The 17,000-nt window shown below is 50.5% G+C and carries 18 protein-coding genes and 1 pseudogene; all 19 read right to left on the reverse strand.

Annotated features, from left to right (window positions below; genetic code table 11):
* Positions 1–394: 394 nt before the first annotated feature.
* On the reverse strand, positions 395–1,138 hold the full coding sequence (mobC, locus tag ACRDCA_RS00340) for a MobC family replication-relaxation protein (RefSeq protein WP_438687787.1): 744 nt from the start codon (positions 1,136–1,138) through the stop codon (positions 395–397).
* An 8-nt stretch (positions 1,139–1,146) separates the two neighbouring features.
* Positions 1,147–2,892 carry a type IV secretion system DNA-binding domain-containing protein gene (locus tag ACRDCA_RS00345; protein WP_438687788.1) on the reverse strand — a complete coding sequence of 582 codons (1,746 nt, stop codon included), beginning with the start codon at positions 2,890–2,892 and terminating at the stop codon, positions 1,147–1,149.
* 787 nt (positions 2,893–3,679) lie between these two features.
* Positions 3,680–3,967 carry a dpoa decarboxylase gene (locus ACRDCA_RS00350; RefSeq protein ID WP_438687789.1) on the reverse strand — a complete coding sequence of 96 codons (288 nt, stop codon included), beginning with the start codon at positions 3,965–3,967 and terminating at the stop codon, positions 3,680–3,682.
* A gap of 568 nt (positions 3,968–4,535) precedes the next feature.
* A complete protein-coding gene (locus ACRDCA_RS00355; RefSeq protein WP_438687790.1) occupies positions 4,536–4,841 on the reverse strand; it encodes a conjugal transfer protein in 306 nt (101 codons plus the stop codon).
* Positions 4,842–4,871: 30 nt separating this feature from the next.
* Positions 4,872–5,228 carry a hypothetical protein gene (locus ACRDCA_RS00360; RefSeq protein WP_438687791.1) on the reverse strand — a complete coding sequence of 119 codons (357 nt, stop codon included), beginning with the start codon at positions 5,226–5,228 and terminating at the stop codon, positions 4,872–4,874.
* 9 nt (positions 5,229–5,237) lie between these two features.
* On the reverse strand, positions 5,238–5,642 hold the full coding sequence (locus ACRDCA_RS00365; protein WP_438687792.1) for a cag pathogenicity island Cag12 family protein: 405 nt from the start codon (positions 5,640–5,642) through the stop codon (positions 5,238–5,240).
* Positions 5,639–6,664, reverse strand: coding sequence for a P-type DNA transfer ATPase VirB11 (virB11, locus tag ACRDCA_RS00370; RefSeq protein ID WP_438687793.1), 1,026 nt, complete (start codon positions 6,662–6,664; stop codon positions 5,639–5,641). The genes ACRDCA_RS00365 and virB11 overlap by 4 nt, the downstream gene beginning before the upstream one ends.
* A complete protein-coding gene (gene virB10, locus ACRDCA_RS00375; RefSeq protein WP_438687794.1) occupies positions 6,654–7,916 on the reverse strand; it encodes a VirB10/TraB/TrbI family type IV secretion system protein in 1,263 nt (420 codons plus the stop codon). The genes virB11 and virB10 overlap by 11 nt, the downstream gene beginning before the upstream one ends.
* A gap of 59 nt (positions 7,917–7,975) precedes the next feature.
* On the reverse strand, positions 7,976–8,866 hold the full coding sequence (gene virB9, locus ACRDCA_RS00380) for a P-type conjugative transfer protein VirB9 (protein WP_438687795.1): 891 nt from the start codon (positions 8,864–8,866) through the stop codon (positions 7,976–7,978).
* Positions 8,863–9,546, reverse strand: coding sequence for a virB8 family protein (locus tag ACRDCA_RS00385; protein WP_438687796.1), 684 nt, complete (start codon positions 9,544–9,546; stop codon positions 8,863–8,865). Before ACRDCA_RS00385 ends, virB9 begins: the two co-directional genes overlap by 4 nt.
* Positions 9,539–9,676 (reverse strand): hypothetical protein, encoded by a 138-nt coding sequence (locus tag ACRDCA_RS00390; protein ID WP_438687797.1) that lies wholly within the window; start codon positions 9,674–9,676, stop codon positions 9,539–9,541. Before ACRDCA_RS00390 ends, ACRDCA_RS00385 begins: the two co-directional genes overlap by 8 nt.
* A 69-nt stretch (positions 9,677–9,745) precedes the next feature.
* Positions 9,746–10,807 (reverse strand): type IV secretion system protein, encoded by a 1,062-nt coding sequence (locus ACRDCA_RS00395; RefSeq protein WP_438687798.1) that lies wholly within the window; start codon positions 10,805–10,807, stop codon positions 9,746–9,748.
* A 10-nt stretch (positions 10,808–10,817) separates the two neighbouring features.
* Positions 10,818–11,045 carry an EexN family lipoprotein gene (locus tag ACRDCA_RS00400; protein WP_438687799.1) on the reverse strand — a complete coding sequence of 76 codons (228 nt, stop codon included), beginning with the start codon at positions 11,043–11,045 and terminating at the stop codon, positions 10,818–10,820.
* A 13-nt stretch (positions 11,046–11,058) separates the two neighbouring features.
* Positions 11,059–11,767, reverse strand: a pseudogene (locus tag ACRDCA_RS00405) (type IV secretion system protein).
* Between the two features lie 36 nt (positions 11,768–11,803).
* The gene (locus ACRDCA_RS00410; protein ID WP_438687800.1) at positions 11,804–14,542 is read right to left on the reverse strand and encodes a VirB3 family type IV secretion system protein; all 2,739 of its coding nucleotides are present in this window, start codon (positions 14,540–14,542) and stop codon (positions 11,804–11,806) included.
* A gap of 10 nt (positions 14,543–14,552) precedes the next feature.
* Positions 14,553–14,861, reverse strand: a complete 309-nt coding sequence (locus ACRDCA_RS00415) for a TrbC/VirB2 family protein (RefSeq protein ID WP_438687801.1) — start codon at positions 14,859–14,861, stop codon at positions 14,553–14,555.
* Positions 14,858–15,568 carry a lytic transglycosylase domain-containing protein gene (locus tag ACRDCA_RS00420; protein WP_438687802.1) on the reverse strand — a complete coding sequence of 237 codons (711 nt, stop codon included), beginning with the start codon at positions 15,566–15,568 and terminating at the stop codon, positions 14,858–14,860. Before ACRDCA_RS00420 ends, ACRDCA_RS00415 begins: the two co-directional genes overlap by 4 nt.
* An 89-nt stretch (positions 15,569–15,657) precedes the next feature.
* Entirely contained in the window at positions 15,658–15,876 is a 219-nt protein-coding gene (locus tag ACRDCA_RS00425; protein WP_438687803.1) for a hypothetical protein, read from the reverse strand.
* A gap of 493 nt (positions 15,877–16,369) precedes the next feature.
* Positions 16,370–16,654 (reverse strand): hypothetical protein, encoded by a 285-nt coding sequence (locus ACRDCA_RS00430; RefSeq protein WP_438687804.1) that lies wholly within the window; start codon positions 16,652–16,654, stop codon positions 16,370–16,372.
* Between the last annotated feature and the right edge of the window lie 346 nt (positions 16,655–17,000).

Genomic DNA, 17,000 nt, shown 5'->3' on the forward strand with positions numbered 1-17,000 from the left:
TCCTGTGCGTTATTGTCTGTACAGGACATTTTTATTGCGGAGAAAAATGATTAATATCAGAATTCGGCGTTGATGCACGGATGAGGTGTTACAGAGTGCTTATCGGTTCCCGGCCACGTGCCCGAGGCTTTGCGACGCAGCAGAGGGAGGTGGCCATCGGTGTGGTGGTACTGGATCGCCTGCTGTCGGCGGCCCGGCCTCAGGGTGTATCTGGATGGTATCACCGTTAACGCGAACGACACACCCTGAAAAATCAGCCAGGCAAAGCCCCGGAACCATCAGGGCAAATACAATCGGGAAGCAAATAGAAAACGGGGTATAAACAATCCTATTTTTATATGGACATATAATTATATAATTCACAATAAAAAGACTGTTCTGGTGGCCTTCCCTCTTAATGCTGCCCTTGTTCCAGCTCATCAACCGTGCGGAAAAGAAACATTTCCCGTTGCTTTGTATCGAATGGGACGGGAATATTATTCCTGATCACCGTTTTAATGCCGTCAAACAGTTTCATCAGGGACTGTTTGCTTTTTTCGTCCGGCATAACGTACATGGCATAGTGCCAACGTCTGGCATCGCTGGCATCAAGGTGGCTGTTGATGATGTTGATATAGCGGGCGCGGGTCTTCATGGAGCGTTCGGTTTCAACTGCGATGATTGCGCCGTTGTCCATAGTGATAATCCCATCCGGCCTGTGCTTTGTTCCCGGATAATGCGCCATAAATTCGCCCCGGTCGCCGTTTATCCAATGACTGGCTCCTTTTTCCTCAAGGGTGAGCCGTACCCGCTGATTTAACAGGCGGTGCTCCAGTGACCAGTATTTGAGTTTACCGGGTTCAAAGTAGCCAGGGAAAACCTCATCGTCAGGCATGACCACCATTGACAGCCCCTGCATGGTAATTCCCCACAGCGATTTTTTCCCGGTCAATACCGGGTATTCATGCTTTATTATGAACCCCATAAAAATAGCTTTATTGAGCAGGTTATACGTAGCATGAACATGTTTCCCTTTATAACCGACGACCCTTTTTAACGTTCGAAAATCAGAGTAAGTTTCTTCTTTCAGAAAGTTCAGCAGTAATAGCATCCTGTTTGCCGCCGCTTCCTTCCTCTTTGCTACATCGTGAATAAGCATGTGTGACCTCATAAATTAACAGTTGGTTTGTTTCCTTCGGCTATGTTATCCGTGGGTTCCGATGTGTCGCGGCCATTGCATCCAAATGAAAGCGTATCTATAAGCGACTTTTTAACGACAATGTGGGAAAGTTTTGTGGCTTTGGCCAGGTCTGTTGGTGTGAAAACAAAACCGACAAAAGGCGGAAGATTTAACAGCATATTACAGTCTATATAATACCTTTCAGCCTGGCGAATCATCCTGTCTGTTTCCATTTTCTCTGTTAGTGATATATCCGTTTTCACTTTCCTCATTTCATCATCTACCAGAATAGAACCCGTCATTCTTGCCACCCATTCGGCAGTTTCTGGGTTCTGTAGTTGATATACTAGTTTGAATTTGGCGTTCTCAACGACAGCGCCAATCACGGACTCCGCATTTAAATCAGACGGGCAATCGCGTAAATCATCGATAGCCTGAAATGCCATAAAGATATGTACGCCTTTATCCCTTGCTGTTCCGAGTCCTTCCAGTGCCGGGCGGGAAAGGTGGTATTTCAATTCGTCAAGGAATATAGCGACCGTCCGGGGCTTGCTGTTTATTCTGTCGCGTGTCTCAGCTATCTGAATTAAACGGGTTAAAATCATTCGTTGCGCGGATATGATTTTTTGATTGCGCGTAGAGCCAACAATATAACAGCAACCCCCTTCATCAAATATCTGTTTCAGAGAAAACCCTTTATTGGCATTAATGGAGTTAACCAGCGCGATTTCTTCCAGTTCCCCAAAAAATGCGGGGACATCTTCCTTCAATGACTTTACAAAATCAGAATTAAATAAATCCCGTAATGTCATTCCGGGTTGGTGTGTCGCTGCTGTATTTCTTGCAGCCCGGCGATCAGCGATGCGATAAAAGTCTGAGCCTTCCCCTTTTTTTGTAAGACTGAATCCGGCATTAAATAATTCTTCCAGTTGCTCGCGTGATATTCCCGCCAGTAAATCCATCTGAAAATTAAGATTGTTCAGGTCTATAAGCACAAATTTCTTCCCCGCCATCCGGCAGGCTTCTCTTAATACATGTGGTGCCCATTCGTCATTTTTGGGGTCTTCGACAAAAACAGACTCGTCCAGCATGATAGCCTGGTACAGTAAAACGGTTGCACTCACCCCTTTACCCGAACCCGTGGTTCCGATGATGGCCGCATGTTGTGACTGGAATTCTTTTATGGTGATATATTGAGGCTGGTCGTCTTTATCGAGTCCTATAAAAATGCCTTTTTTCAGGTCGATGTATTCAAGCGGATCATATGACACGCTATCAGGCAGCATTTCCTTTACGTCCCTTACATCGGTTCGGGTGTTTCTTTCCAGTTTACTTTTTTTGATAAGTTTGTGTTTTAAATTATCAATTTCACCGGCAAGGAGTCGTCGCGCTATTAAATGGAATGCCAACCCTGCGGCAGTAAACAGCAGCGTTAAAATCCACAAAGGAATACTTACTAAAGAATGATTGTTGAGCGAATCAAAAAAGTAACTCAACCCCTGTATGGTTAACGGCGATAGCGTGCCGAAAATAAAAAAGAAGATAGATATGCACGCAACGCTTTTTAACCAGAACGGCGCATTTTCTCTTTCCTCTCGCGGAAGGTGAAAGATAAACGGCAGTGTCAGCCCGGCGAGTAACGACAATATCACCGGGCTGTTTTGCAACCATAAAAGAAAAAATAAAAAGGCGTCAGCAAAGCCATTCAACCTTTGCATCAGGTGAGGACTCATAAGTTATTTTCTCCTGCATTAAATTTAGAGTGATAGACGTTACTCATGGGCGTGTCTTATGAGCGTGGAACCCCCCGCCCATAAGACACGCCCATAGCTAACGCCCATAAAGAGGATAAATGGCATAAAAGCGGGGATAATTAATCCCCTTCTTTTACCGGGCAACCACCAGGTCAACGTCAACGGCATAGTGAAACCCGGTGATAATTAATCACCTGATTTCACTACAAAAAGAATACGCTCTTCGTGCGGGCTTGAATGCCCTTACTTCGAACGTAAGGGGACAATGACTGCGCTGGACGCTCCGTCAAAGCCCCCCAAGGTCAACTACGGCCACACCGTCGCGCGCTACGCGCGACCACCCCCTTTGAGACCTTCGTTTTTACCCTATTCTTTCTTTGCCTCGTAAACTCGACACGAAATAATGGGAAAACTCAGTCAAAGAGGGTGGTCGCGCCACGTCGATAAAGCCGACTTAGTCCCGACGGTGTGGCGGGGCAAGCCCCCCACTGCGGTCGCGCTAGGTCGCGCTAAAACGTGTGGACACGTTTTCCCTTGTGGCTCCCCCCGGCTGCTGCAATTTTCCCCCTGGGAAAATGTTTGCAGTGAGGCGCGGGATACGGAAGCTTAACAATTTCTTTGAAATTGAACCTTCCGGCCGCGACTCACTTCTTAATTTTTCGTCTTAACAATTTCTCCGAAATTGAAGCCAAAAATCAAGAAGCCTTAAAAGCCCGTCGCCTGTAAGTTTTAGTGTATTGTACAATACATAATCTTTCGGTGAGTTTCACATCTGATCGCGGCATATCTCTTCCCGGCACTGTCTTTCCGCTTCCAATGCTTCACGATAAGAGTCATCGTCAATGATTGTCCCTTTTCGTTCGGCATATTCTATTAACATAGTGGCATCTTTTTCGTTCAGATGAGCGATATACTCAAGCAAACTGCCAATCAATCTACTTTCATAGATTTCATGGTGAAGGCCACAACCTCGATGCGCCTCTTTAGCTATCATGTCGTATATGACCGCCGCCAATATTCTGTCTTTGGTTTTTGACTTGATATGTTTAGTCATTATCTGTTCCCCACCCGTTAATGAAGAACCCCGCCGCAAGGCCGCAGGGTATCAAAACCACCGTCACCACCGTCAACCTATCGCGTTTATCGCGCTGAGGTGCCGGGGGGCGTCCCTGAGACGTTAATGGTGAAATGCGTTGTCGTTCTTCATGGAAATGCAACTCAGGTAAATAGAGTGCCGTATTTATACTTTGTTTGTTTCTGGATAGGGGGGGATCTTGTTTAGAGTGCCCTCGTGACAACATGAGGCCAGAGAACAAAGATACGCATCCTGCGATCTTATCCATACCACTACCCATGGAAATTTCCTGATAAGTTCCGGGGTTTCTTTTTCCAATAACGCAAGAAGCGCCCTGTTTTCACTAATGCGCATTAACACCCCCAGTTCGTTTTTGAGTATTATTGTTTCCAGGGCATGTAACCTTTTCGTTTTTATTCTGATAATGATCAGTAGCAACAAGAAAAACAAAATAACAATCAAGATGGACGTGATTGTGAAACTTATAGGGTCGTTAAAAATAGACATGCTCTCCAGTGAACCAGTACATCCTATGCCATACATAGTGTTATCCCCTTGCTTTTCCAAATGTCGACAATATTTTACTTACCGCGGCAGGATCGGCACTGCTGCATTGACCGAGAAGGGCTTTGCGCATATCGAATGTTTTTCCCGGATCAAAGCGATGATGTTTTTTAAACGCATTGAGTTCAAAAAAAGCGTTTTCTGCGTTGCGGCATTCACTGCCGCCGCTATTACCGGTGACTTTTCCGTACATGCACAACACGACTTCACACGGATCAGCAGCAAAAGACGGTGTGGAAAACCCCGCGACCAGGTACAGCAACCCCACCGCGAGTGTATTTTTTTTCATGATGACGTCCTTTTTGTTTATGGTGGAAACTCATTCGCCGGGATGGTTTCGGCCATCTAATGTTCTTACTATCACTTTCTTCACCCCTTTTTTCTGGAGTTCTTGGAACCAACCGGCGAATACGTCGATATCCAGTGTCAGCATATGATGTGAAACGATGTGTTGAAATTTATCTGCATCAAGAATAACCAGCATGACATTCCCTCCCGGTAACATGAATTTAGGTTTTCTTGCTTTCCCGGCGTCGGTCATGAGCTGATTAATGTCAGCCATTTTTTCAGGCGTCATGGTAATTTGCAGGCCGTCTGTCTCATCCGTGGCGCTATTTTTCTTGTACGGGTAAACCAGCATCTGCCTGAGTCCAATATGTTGTCGTTGTGGTAACACCGGCTCTCCCTAACGCGCTAAATACACGTCTGTTTCATGACAGGTCAGGCAGCGGATTGTTGGCTGATACTGAATAACCCCTTTTGCGCCATGTTTTCGCAGCCAGTGTTTAGCCGTAAAGAATGACGCTCCGCCTGATGTTGCCACAACAATACGCGGTGAGTGTGCGACGGCGTAATACACCGCCGGGCTGTATGCCGTGTCACTGTCATTGAAGGCGTAGAGGACCGTTGACCATCGTCCTGTCACCGCCGGGGCGGTGACAGTGACGTTATTGTCGCTCCACTGCGGTAACGTACTGTTCATCGGTGCAGCGGGTTTTTCCCATTCGACAGGAGGCGGGGGGGGAGGGGATGAACACCCGGCCAGCAGGAGCACAAGCACAACTGGCGCGATAGCTGACAAATTTCTCACGCTTTCATCTCCTCAAAATAGGCGTTGCGGTGCAGCGGGCGGAAGTAAATGTCGTTCATCCGGCGCACGTTGCCATCGAGATCGATACTCACAATCACGTCCAGGCTGTCCAGCACCTTACGCAACATAAAGGTGTAAGGGAGCTGCGCACACTGGGGATTCTCATAGCAGCGGGTAATAAACCCGTCGATGGCTTCTTTTGCAGACCCGGCGTGAATGGAGGTCATGCTCCCTTCATGGCCGGAACCGGTGATTTTGAGAAAATCCCAGGCTTCCGGCCCCCGGACTTCCGTCAGCAGGATGCGGTCAGGGTTCATGCGGTAATTCCAGCGCAACAGGCTGGCCGGGGTGACAATGGAGCCTTTTTCATCGGATGATTCAGACGGGTAGAACAGATGCACGTAGTTTTGATGGATAAAGAAGGTGATCTCCGGGTTGTCCTCAATCGTCGATATCCGAAGATGTACAGGAATATAGCCTATCAACATCTTCATATAGGTCGTCTTCCCGGTACTGGTTTCCCCGGCTACAGCGATTGTTTTGCCGTACTCGACGCATTTCTCCATAAACAGAGGAATATTTTTTGTCGTGTACAATGCAATTAATTCTTGATCGTGGGTGTTCGTCTGCTCTGTGCCCGTCACGCGATTATAAAACCCGGCATCAATGTAGGACTGGTGCGGGATTTGTACCGTTGAGGGTTTACGGATAGTGATAGACACCGTATCGCGCTCACAAGCCGGGGGGACAATCACCTGGCAACGTTCGCCGGATCCCAGCGTGGCCGACAGTCCCGGCTTGATGTCCTCTATGTTGTCACCGTGGTGTTTTGCCAGACAGCGGGCGAAGTCGTAACAGTCCTCATAGGACAAAGGGACGGCGTGTTTCTCCCAGACGCCGTCAATTTTGGTGTACAGCTCGCCCGGACGGTTGACAGCAATTTCCGTCAGGCCGGGGCGTTCCAGAAAATCACCAAAGAAGCGCTGTTTGTAGCGGTCGAGGGAAATATTCTTAGCGGTCATGCGTCATCCTCAGCGTATAGATGTTGGAAAAATCAATATCCTGCCCGGTGATCAGGTTGATGATCTCGCCTTGGTTCTTGTACAGCGTGGGAGGAATGTTGATGCTGTTTTCCAGCGTGGTTTTTGCCATTTCCGCCATCGCCTGGCGGCTGTTTTCGGTGTAGTCCGTATTACGGTCTTTCTTCCCGGCGCTGTTGGAGGCCCATGCGGCAACATCGGGGATCATGCCGACCATTAACGCGCCGCCAAACCGTTGCCAGAAATGCGTATCTATCCAGCCGTCAACGCCCGCCTCGCCCAGTGCCCCGGCGGCGCTGGTATCAATCAGCGGAATATCGAGGAAGGGGGCCTGGCGGGTACGCAGTTTCGTGATGATGATAAAGGCGCGTCCCTGTCCGTGCTTCATCCCGTCTTCTGCGCCTGTCTGGTACAAGCCTGTGGCACCCGTGCCCTTTTCAATGAGCTTCGTGTTGCCGCTGGCGCTCCAGATATCGTTGGTGATGGTGCAGCGGATTTTCCCCGCCCGGTCAGACACGAACCGGTAATCCAGCGAGCAGGGGATCGCCGTATTTTCCGGGATATATAAATCCGGGTTATACGGAATTCGTCTGACGGGTTCCGCGCGTTTTTGCGGCACGGTCGTCGCGTTTCTCGACGGCGCAGACGGGCCGCTATCGTCCGCTTGCCCGGTGTTTTGTGAGACTGTCACGGTCATTTCTTCCCGCCGGGTTTTCACCTGGCTCTCTGAGGAACCGGCGCCGTTGCGGCGCACCAAAAACTGGGCTTTGTCGAGTCCCGTTGGGACTGACGGGGCAACCTGCCCGGCAGTCGTCCCGCTGGCCAGGTTGCTCCCCGTCTGCGCGGGTTCTTCCCCGGTATCATTGTTCTGGCCGAGATTGGTACGCTGGCGATAATCGGTCTTGTTGGTCTGCCCGGTCGCCTCCGTTTTTTTCTCTGCGGTGGGTTGCCAGATAAGATTGCGGTAAACCCAGTTACCGCCCCATGCTGCAAAAATCAGTGCGACGGCCACCATTGCCAGAAACACCGTCGCTTTGCCGCGCTTGCGCTTTTTCAGTTTATTGACGGCGGGTTGCACGGGGTTAACTTCTTTATCCTCCTGTTCCTCGTGCAACCTGGCCTCGCGTTTTGCGCGGGCTTCCCGTTCCAGGGCAGCAATGCTTTCCTCCGGCTGCGCCGGGGAAAGCGTATGCGGTTCATCCTCCGGCAGAGGATTTTTATTGTCTTTACTCATATGCGGGATTTCCGATTGGATATAAGAATAGGTTTATATCTTTATAGAAAAATAAGCCGTTACTTTTCGACTCTCTCGACCTGCGGGGAAACGGTGGAACCCTCGGTGGTCTGGACGTTGCCAAAGCCGCGATTTTCCAGCCCTATCACCGCATTTCCTGATCGCAGAACAAGATGGGGAGCAATTTCCTGAATGACCAGCACGGTAAAGTTGCCTTTCTTCTGAACGCTGCTGTTAACCACCTGCTCTTTTCCGTCGAGATAGCGGAACACGGATGGCATGTTTTTTTGGGGCGAAAAACCCAGGAACGTAAAACGCCCATCGTCATAGGCGAAATCAGGGGCAATATTGTTGGCATTCCCCTGCATCCAGTAGTCCCAGTTGCGCGGCACTTGCGCGGTGACAAGGGTCTTTTGAATTTTTGCCTGTTCCTGCTTTTGCGCCCACTCCCGCTGTCTGGCCGATGCTTCCCGGCTGGCCTTGTCCTGTGCTTCGTTGGGATAGCGGTAGGACACCTGGAAAGCGGGTTGCTGCGCGGATTTGTCGTCAATCACATTCAGCTCCACGTTGTAGACGCGCTGACTGGTGACGACAAACAGGTTGGTATGCCAGTCCCGCCCGCCGGGGGGGATCACTATCTGCGTGGTATTGCCATCCTCTCCAGGTGCGCCCTGTGTGAGCGCCACAGGACGGATGTAAACCCGGTTGGCGTCCGGTTTGGCTTCCCAGGCTTCTTCGAATCCGGGCTTTGCGCTGATAACGGCTTCATCATCATCAAAAACCAGCGTCGTCATAAATCCGGCTTTGGTGTTTACCACCGTCACGTTTTGCGGGTTGTAAATGACCTGTTGCACCCGGTTGTCATAGCGGCTGGCTTGCGGGGTTGCGGCTCCCCAGGCGGCCCCGCACACCATCAGTGCCAGCGCGGTTAGCGTGATTTTTTTCATCATTCGCCCCCCCGGATTTCACGATCTGCCTGCCAGCTCGTCACGGTAAAACCGAAAGGATTGGCCTCCCGTTCTTCCTCTTTCATCTCCTTGTCAGGGGTGGAATGAAACGTAAAGCGGGCGTCCCAGTATTCAGTACGGATGCTGTTATCCGCGAGGCGACGGATGTTTTTTTTATACCGGACGGTGGCGACTTTATCGGGGTCTGTTCCCTCAGTGATCACGTTGGAAATAATGTCGACCTTCACCGTATTCGCGCCATTGTTATAAACGTGGTCAGGGGCGTTTTTCCCCGCGTACAGAGCCAGATAATCGTTGTTTACCTGGGGGCTGTTGTAGATTTGCACCGTCAGGTAGTCGTCCTGCAAGGAAGCATAAACATACCGCTCACGCAGTTTGACGTAATTTGCCGTCATGGCTTTCTGATAAGCCGCTTCGGCGGTCAGGCTGCTTTGTGATGACCGGGTAACATGTTCTACCCGGCCTATGTGGTTATCCACGGTATACAGCTCGACGTCCGTCTGCTTAAGCGGCAACATCACCACCACGGCGCCCACCGCCAGAACAGCAATCAACAGCCCCACACTGCCGACCGCAAAACCCGCCCGCGTGGCGCGTTTATCGCGGTCAATCATGTGTTGCTCAAAGTTTCTGGACTCTGCGATCAGTTTCTTTTCACTCATGGCTGCTCAGCTCCGCCATAATCTGAGGGGTGTTGACGGGTTTTGCTTTGCCGCCGACTGCCGGCGGAAAGTGGGGCTGTGCGCAGCCGGAAAGCGCGCACAGTAAAGCCAACGCAATCACGCGTTTCATCAGGTCTTTCCTTTAAAATCAATGAGGGGGTATAAAAATAGGATGATATTTTAATCTGATACCGATAATTCAGGGTGTTGGCGGCTTGTCGCGAGGGTTAACGACCGTCGGAGGTGAGTTTCTTCGCATTGCATTGCGCTGTTCCATCTGTCGGATGGCGTTTTTACGTGCCTCTCGTGCGTTATAGGGGGGCTGCTCACCAGGGCGTAGGTTGGGCGGCAGTGCCCCACTGCCTCCCTGTGGGGAGCCGACGTTCGGAGACCTTGGATTAAGCAGTTTGTTGGCACCAAGGCCTGCCGTACCGAGTCCCACCGCCGCCAGTCCCTGCATGGATGCCGTTGCGCTGGCACCCGCCAGAGCGCCCGCCAGTTTTGCGGAGAGATAAATCAATATTGCCGCACAGATACCAGCCAAACAGACTTGCGCTCCTAGTTCTACGATATTCGCCTGGGCTGCATCTTGAGTTGCTAATGCAAGCCTTGAGTTTAAGTAATTAACTACAATCCTTAATGATAAAGAAGAAAGGAGAATTGTTAATATGGCTGCAAATATGTTTTGTAGCCAGTTATTAAACATCGGGCGGAGGAAGCCATACATCAGGCAAAAGATGAATATAGGTGCTGTAATACTCAGTAATAAGATCATTACTTCCGCTATCATGGAAACAAACGCGGTGATAATCATTAAAACGAATATCCCAAGCCAGACATAAAATTGAGCAGTTATTCCCTCATCTTTTATATATGTGGAGTTATCCATGTCATGTAATGTTTTACCTAATACTTTTGCATTGTTCCATAAACTATCTAATAGCTGCCATATATTGTCACTGCCAGAAAAGCCCTCTTTTAACCCATTGATAGCGTCGATAACGCCATCGAGATAGCCATTAATATTTGCCACAAAGGAAAGAATGATAGCCATCCTCATGATGTCCCACATCGTATCTTCCATCGGCGTGGATAGCTTTCCGGCCAGTGCCTGGTAGCCACGCCACATGATGTAGAGAGTAGCTGACGCAGCAGCCAGCCCCATCATCATAGAAGAGTACGACGTCATTAATCCCTTTGTTGCGTCCGTTATTCCACCTATCAGGTGCTTTTCAACACCAACAAAAACACCGCCGGACATATTTACCTCACTATGAATTTAAATCGACAGTCGGAGCATTTAATTGCTGAATTTGCCAGTGAGCTTCGTTCGCATTTTTACAATTTTCCGAAGCACTTCCTGTTTTTTGACATTTTTCATAAACAGCTTTTAGTTCTTCTGGATGATCTTTATACCATTTGGTGGTTTTAGCCTCTTCTTTGCATCCACTAACTAAGCAAACTGATAATGTCAGGAGAAATATTTTTAATAAACGCATGTCGTAGTTTCCTTTATCTATTTAAATCAACTGTCGGCGCATTCAATTGTTGCTGGTTCCACTGTTTAACCCGCTCCGCCTCAAGCACTTGCTCGCGTTTTTCTGCCGCTTTCACGTTCATTTCCCACTGGGTGGTGAGCGTGTTCAGCATTACGGACTTTAGCTGGATACTGTTCGCAAGGTCTTGTGATTCTTTCACATCTTTTGAATATTCAGCTCGGCGGGACAGATCGCCAATCTCACCCAGCACCGTGCTGACCTGGCTCTGAACCTCGTCCGTTTGCTCAAGCTGGATAGCCTTATTGATGACCTGCTGCTTGCAGACGTCGGCATACGTTTTCGACTGTTCGGCATTACAGGTATCGAAAATTTTATACTTCTCGTACAACGCATCGAACTGCCCGGAGGAGCCACCGGAACGCAGCAGGTCGTTCAGTGCCTGTCCGGGTTTACGCAGCTTGTCAAGGTCAGCTTTCAGCCCTTTTGCCTGGCTAACAAAATCGGTAATGTCACGCACCCCGGTCGATGCGGCGAGCTGGTCTTTGTATGCCTGTATCTGGCTCTGATAATGGTTGGCAGTGTCCATCCAGCGCTGGGCTTCTTTCAGCCATTCAGCCTCGCGCATGGGGTCAGCATCCACGGCGACCGGAATACCCGCAGTGGAGGGCAGGGGAACGACGAACACACCGACCGCCATCATCACCACGGCCAGCGTCTTGCAACGCATGTTTTTAATGTTCAATTGGTTATTCCTGTTGTCAGAGGGCGTTAGCCAGGTAGCTCTCCAGCCAGTCATGCGGCTGCATCCCTTCCCGGTAAAGCGAATCGAAGATTTCGAGGTTATCAGCGCTGCCGCTCATGACTTTGGTGTATTTGCCAACACCGGAAAGGTCAAGCGTCACGCGGGCGGCAAAGCGTTTCGTATCACCCCGTCTGAACTGGTTTTTCACGACCACATACTGGTGCGCCATCGGGTCGAGATTTTTCATGACCTCAAACACTTCCGGCTCAAACTTCATGCCGTCCACATAATGCCCACGGTCGCCGTTCGGGTTGGCCGCCAGAATTTGCGTCCCGCACTGTTCAACAACCGCGGGCGCAATTTCATCCTTGATGATTTCATCCGGCGACTGGGTGCCGACAACCAGCATCCCGTTCAGCTTACGGATAGTTTTCAGCTTGTTATAAGCAAAGTCTTTGAATACCGGATCACGAAGCCATTTCCAGAATTCATCCATGAAAATCACCAGACGGCGACCGTCCAGCAAACTGGTGATGCGGTACAGCAGGTAAAACGTGATGGGGGCGCGAACATCGACATTGTCCAGGAACTCCGTACCGTCAATGCCAAAGTTATCGCAGTTGCTGATATCGAAGGTGTCATACTCGTTATCGAACACCCAGCCGAAATCACCGCCCTGCGCCCATTTGGACAGCCTGATATCCAGACCATTCTCCTGATCTTCTTTCGTCGCGGGTTCGGCCAGTTGTTCCCTCAGCCGGGTAATACCAAAGCAACGGTACTCCACCGAATCTTTCATCACGGCATCAACCGCGTGGCTCAGTCGCTTTTCCTGACGCTCAGAGATAATTGAGCCGTTACGGGTACACAATATTTTCATCAGTTGCTTGATGAAGTTGAGATTGTGCCGCGTTGGTGGCAGAGAGAACGGGTTCCAGCCGGTAGGTTCACCGCTGGACACACGGTAATAACGCCCGCCCAGGGCCCGGATATTGATTTCCGCCCCCCGGTCTTTATCCAGGTAAACCGTTGTCAGCCGCCTGGTTTTCGCCTCCGGGGAAAAGCTGTCAGCGCGGCCATATTTCTGCTGCATGATCTGGAGGAAAGTCATGAGCATGGTTTTACCGGAGCCGTTCGTACCGAGAATGCAGGTACTGGCCGGGTGTTTCTCGTTAAAGTCGTCCTTGTCCGCGAGCGTGTTATGCAGATTAAGATAGTAACCATCCCCCGACGGGGTGGGCATTAACGCCATCGCCTCCCCCCAGGGTGCTTTGTCACGCTTGCCGGGATAAAAGTTGTGCAGCCCGGCCAGCTCCACAAAGTTTTGACTGCTCAGCTCCCCCTTGCGTGGTCGCAGGTTGTAGTTACCCGGAAGCTGCGCCATATACGCCGCCGACAACGACAGTTCCGCTGGCGCCGGGGTGATGCCGATGTTGTTCAGGGCATTGCTGATCTCGTGGGTCTCGGCGACCAACCCGTCCAACGACCGGGAGTACACCATCAGCGAAAAATGATGCCGCCCGTAGGCAATTTTTCCCGACATCAGCAGGTCAAGCGCCACATCCAGATCCAGACGCTGGGACACCGCATCATCATCGGCACTCATCAACAGGCGGCGGGTGCGCTTAATGGCTTTTTGCGCTTCAATACGGGACATGCAGGTGTACGTCTGCGTGATCACGTAGTCACAGGGCGCATAGAGCAACGAATCCATCATCCCGGTCGCGGTTTCTTCCGAGAACTCTTTCACCTCCAGTCCTCTGAAATAATGCGTTCCGTTCGCATGGTTAATCTGCCCGGAGTCCGCAGCGAAAAACAACGCCGCAGATCCCATCACGTCATAAGCCGGCGTCCGGGTAACGCGAACGTTGCGCCATTCATGCGTTAACAGGTATTCATAAAAAGCCAACTGAGACGAATACACGGCCTCCCTTTCGGTAAACGTCCCCAGTGAACGGGCACCATAGCGTGATAGCGCACTGTCGAGAGAGCCTTTAATTTCCAGCATTTCCCGCAGTGCGCCGTCCAGCTCTCGCAGCTTCTGTCCGTCTTTCATCCGCTTACGCTCTGCTTTTTCAAGCCCGGCAAAGGGCAGGTAACAGACTGTCAGAAACAAACGGTTGCGCCGAAAATTTCCAAGGGATGAATAGTAAAGTCCGCTGACGTCATCGGCATAAGGGTTGCCGCAATCCTTGTGCAGCGAGTCAGAGAACTGATTACGGTCGTTATGGAGATAAAACGTCACGGGCATTCCTTCAAACGAACGGATCAGCCCGTGAAGCTGGTTTGTTCCGATTGCCAGGGTTTCTTCGGCTTCACAGTCAAATGGTGTTCCCATCAGCTCCCAGGTGCAGTACAGGTCACTATTAGGCGAACGAACAACGTGTTCGTGAATATGCGAGGAATACGGGATGTACTTCTTGAGGGTGGCACACTGGTTAAGTTTCATTGCGTCGAGAAACTCCTTGATATCAACGTCTTCATGTTCAACGGGCATGAATGTCGTTGCGCCAAACAGGCGGTTTGCTATCGGCTTTCCCTTCGCCCTCAGCCAGACGGCAATCAGATTGAACCGCATCGGTTCATTTCGGGTAAGGGACTTCATGACCAGGAATTCAACCGGGAGCAGCAGCAGGAATGCAACGGAAGTCCAGATGGCAACGATGATGGTGACGCCCGTGACAGCCAGCAGGGGCACCATGGGCACCCCCCACAGCGCCGCCGGACGTTTCATTGCCTTGAGCAGCTTTGCCATAGTCAGCCGCCTATCCCATTAACAGAGCGGCGATTTCAGCGCCACCGCCAATCAGAATGCCGCCGATAATGATATAGCCACAGCTTTTAAGGCTTTCACCGTTCCACAGTGTCTTGTAACCAATCCAGATCACCGCCACGGTGATCGTGATGGCCGCCAGACCATGCAGGCCCGTGGATATTTTCTCCATGATGGTGTTGGCGCGTTGAAAACCATCGGCAGCGAATGCCGGACTGGCAACAAAAACGCTCAGGGTTGCCGTCATGACATAAGCCGACGCCCGGCTGACAGATCCCGTTACCTTGCTGAAAAATTTCATTTTTCGTCCTCAGTTTTCTTTACATCAAGATTTCCGCGCACAACCTGCGCGGGGTAATAAACGGCGGTAGCCTGTTTCTGGCGAAGTCCTGACGGAACGCCGCGTACAACCGAACTCGGCCATACCACACGCGGGCGTGACAGTGAGGCCACAGGCATTGCCTCTACGGTTGCCATCGAAGACGCTTTGTCTTCACGGGTTCCGGGGACGACATAACGTGCAGTTGTTGGGGAATAGCCAATGCGCTGTACGTAACTCGTTTGCGAAAGTTCGGCCTCCGGTTTCAGCCCTGTGTCAAAATTGCCGGAGTAGTAGCAACTGAGCGCCTTTTTCAGGGTGCCGCCACGCTGGTAGCAGTCGGTGATGATTTTTTCGAAGACGGAAAGGTTGATGCAGGGGTTGAACAGGTCACGGGCGGTAACGCCGTAATGACGAAAGTTTGTACTGGTGATTTGCATTAGCCCGGCCGAATAGCGGCGACCTTTTGCTTCAATCTGGTGGGAGAGGCGGAGTGCATCCTCTCTGGTTTTAGGCCTATGGGAGATAACGCCGTTATCGCCGGGTTTTCGTTCGTGCTTCGGCACGATTTCAGCGATGGCATAGGGGTTATAACCGGATTCCACTCTTGCCACATCAAGCGATGTGGACGGGTGAACGGTGGCAGCGCACTGCATGGCCGCTGCCAGAAAAGCGGTGGTGGAAAGCATGGCAGCCTCAGAACGGAAAAAGGGCGATCAGCCAGATGATGAACAGAGCGCGCAGCCCGACAGCGAACTTAAGCCAGGCGTAAAGCGTCTCAGCCGACGGGGGCAGCCTGCGGCGCAGCGTCATCTTTGGGTTCGAGGAGTACCAGCTTGCCGGAAACGGAAATACCGGGCGTGATCATGATGTTCAGCCCCGGTTTGCCGTTGTGCGCAAAGGCTGCGCCGACTTTCGTCCAGTACGTATTTTTCTCGCCGTTCTCGTCGGGCAGGGATCCCTGCGTGACGTACACGTAATAGGTTGGTTTACGCATCTTTTTTCCTTGTTGAAAAGTGATGAAGAAAAAACAAATCACATCCCGATCCTGCGTTCCGGTTTTAACGGGTCAGCGAGAACATTCAGCGGCACCCTGTATTGTGGTTGTGTGACAGCCCGATCCCATTTGTTAAAGAGCAAATGTAGGCAATAAGAAGCCCGGACGAAGTTACGTCCTTTTTCAGTTGGTTAGCTTTAATTTGTGTTACATACCGAAGGTAGAGTTAACAGGCGGGGGTGTCAAAGACCAAAATTTAAAAACCCATGAGATCTTCATGGGTCATAATTTTTAACAATTACACCTGTAATTGAAAAGGGGGGGCATGGTACCCGAGAGAGACATTTCTCTTTCAATTCAATAATGGATGAGGCACCCAAAGTGATTTTTATGTTTCTGATATCGCCATCACAGGTAGATGGACTGACATTCAATAATGTTGAAATGGTTCCTCGGCTAAAGCCTTGAAGAAAAAAATACCGTCATTTCATCTCTATGGGGCCAGTTTATAATATCTATAATTTATGATGCGTTTGATGCGGGAGGCGGAAACAAGAGTGTTGAACGCAACGGCAACATCCAAAAGTAACGCCATGGCAAACGTTCCGGCTGGACGACCATTAATATCATAAATGATCTTCTTAGAGGTATGGATAAGCGATTTTGAATGACCGATCAACGGTTCAATCACTTTATATGTCTCTCCAGATAAAATTGCCTTCTCATGAGCAATATAGATGTCACTCTGTTCTGCCCAGGGCATGTCGTCGTCACGCAATCCCTGTCGTTTTTGGGGGCTGACGTCCGAGAATTGACTGAAAATGCCGTTTGAGGCGGCAAGTCAATGTTCCAGATCCTTGACTAAAGCAATCCCGGCACACATGGGATCCGCGATACCCTCATCACCCCGCGCTGCCGTTTTACCGGGAACGCCCCCTCTTTTTGTCACCCAATGTGCCCCGTGGGCCATCATAATGCCGTCACACCGCGTGTTGGTCTCGCGCCGGTGGTCAGGCAACGGCGTAATGTCCTTTCAGACCGGTTCAAAAAGGTCACCGTGATTGTATCGAGGTCACCGGGCATCCATGCATTGCGTCGGATTTATGCCTGATTTATCAGAAGGT

This window comes from Serratia sp. (in: enterobacteria) (genome assembly GCF_051654945.1).
Classification (GTDB): Bacteria; Pseudomonadota; Gammaproteobacteria; order Enterobacterales; family Enterobacteriaceae; genus Chania.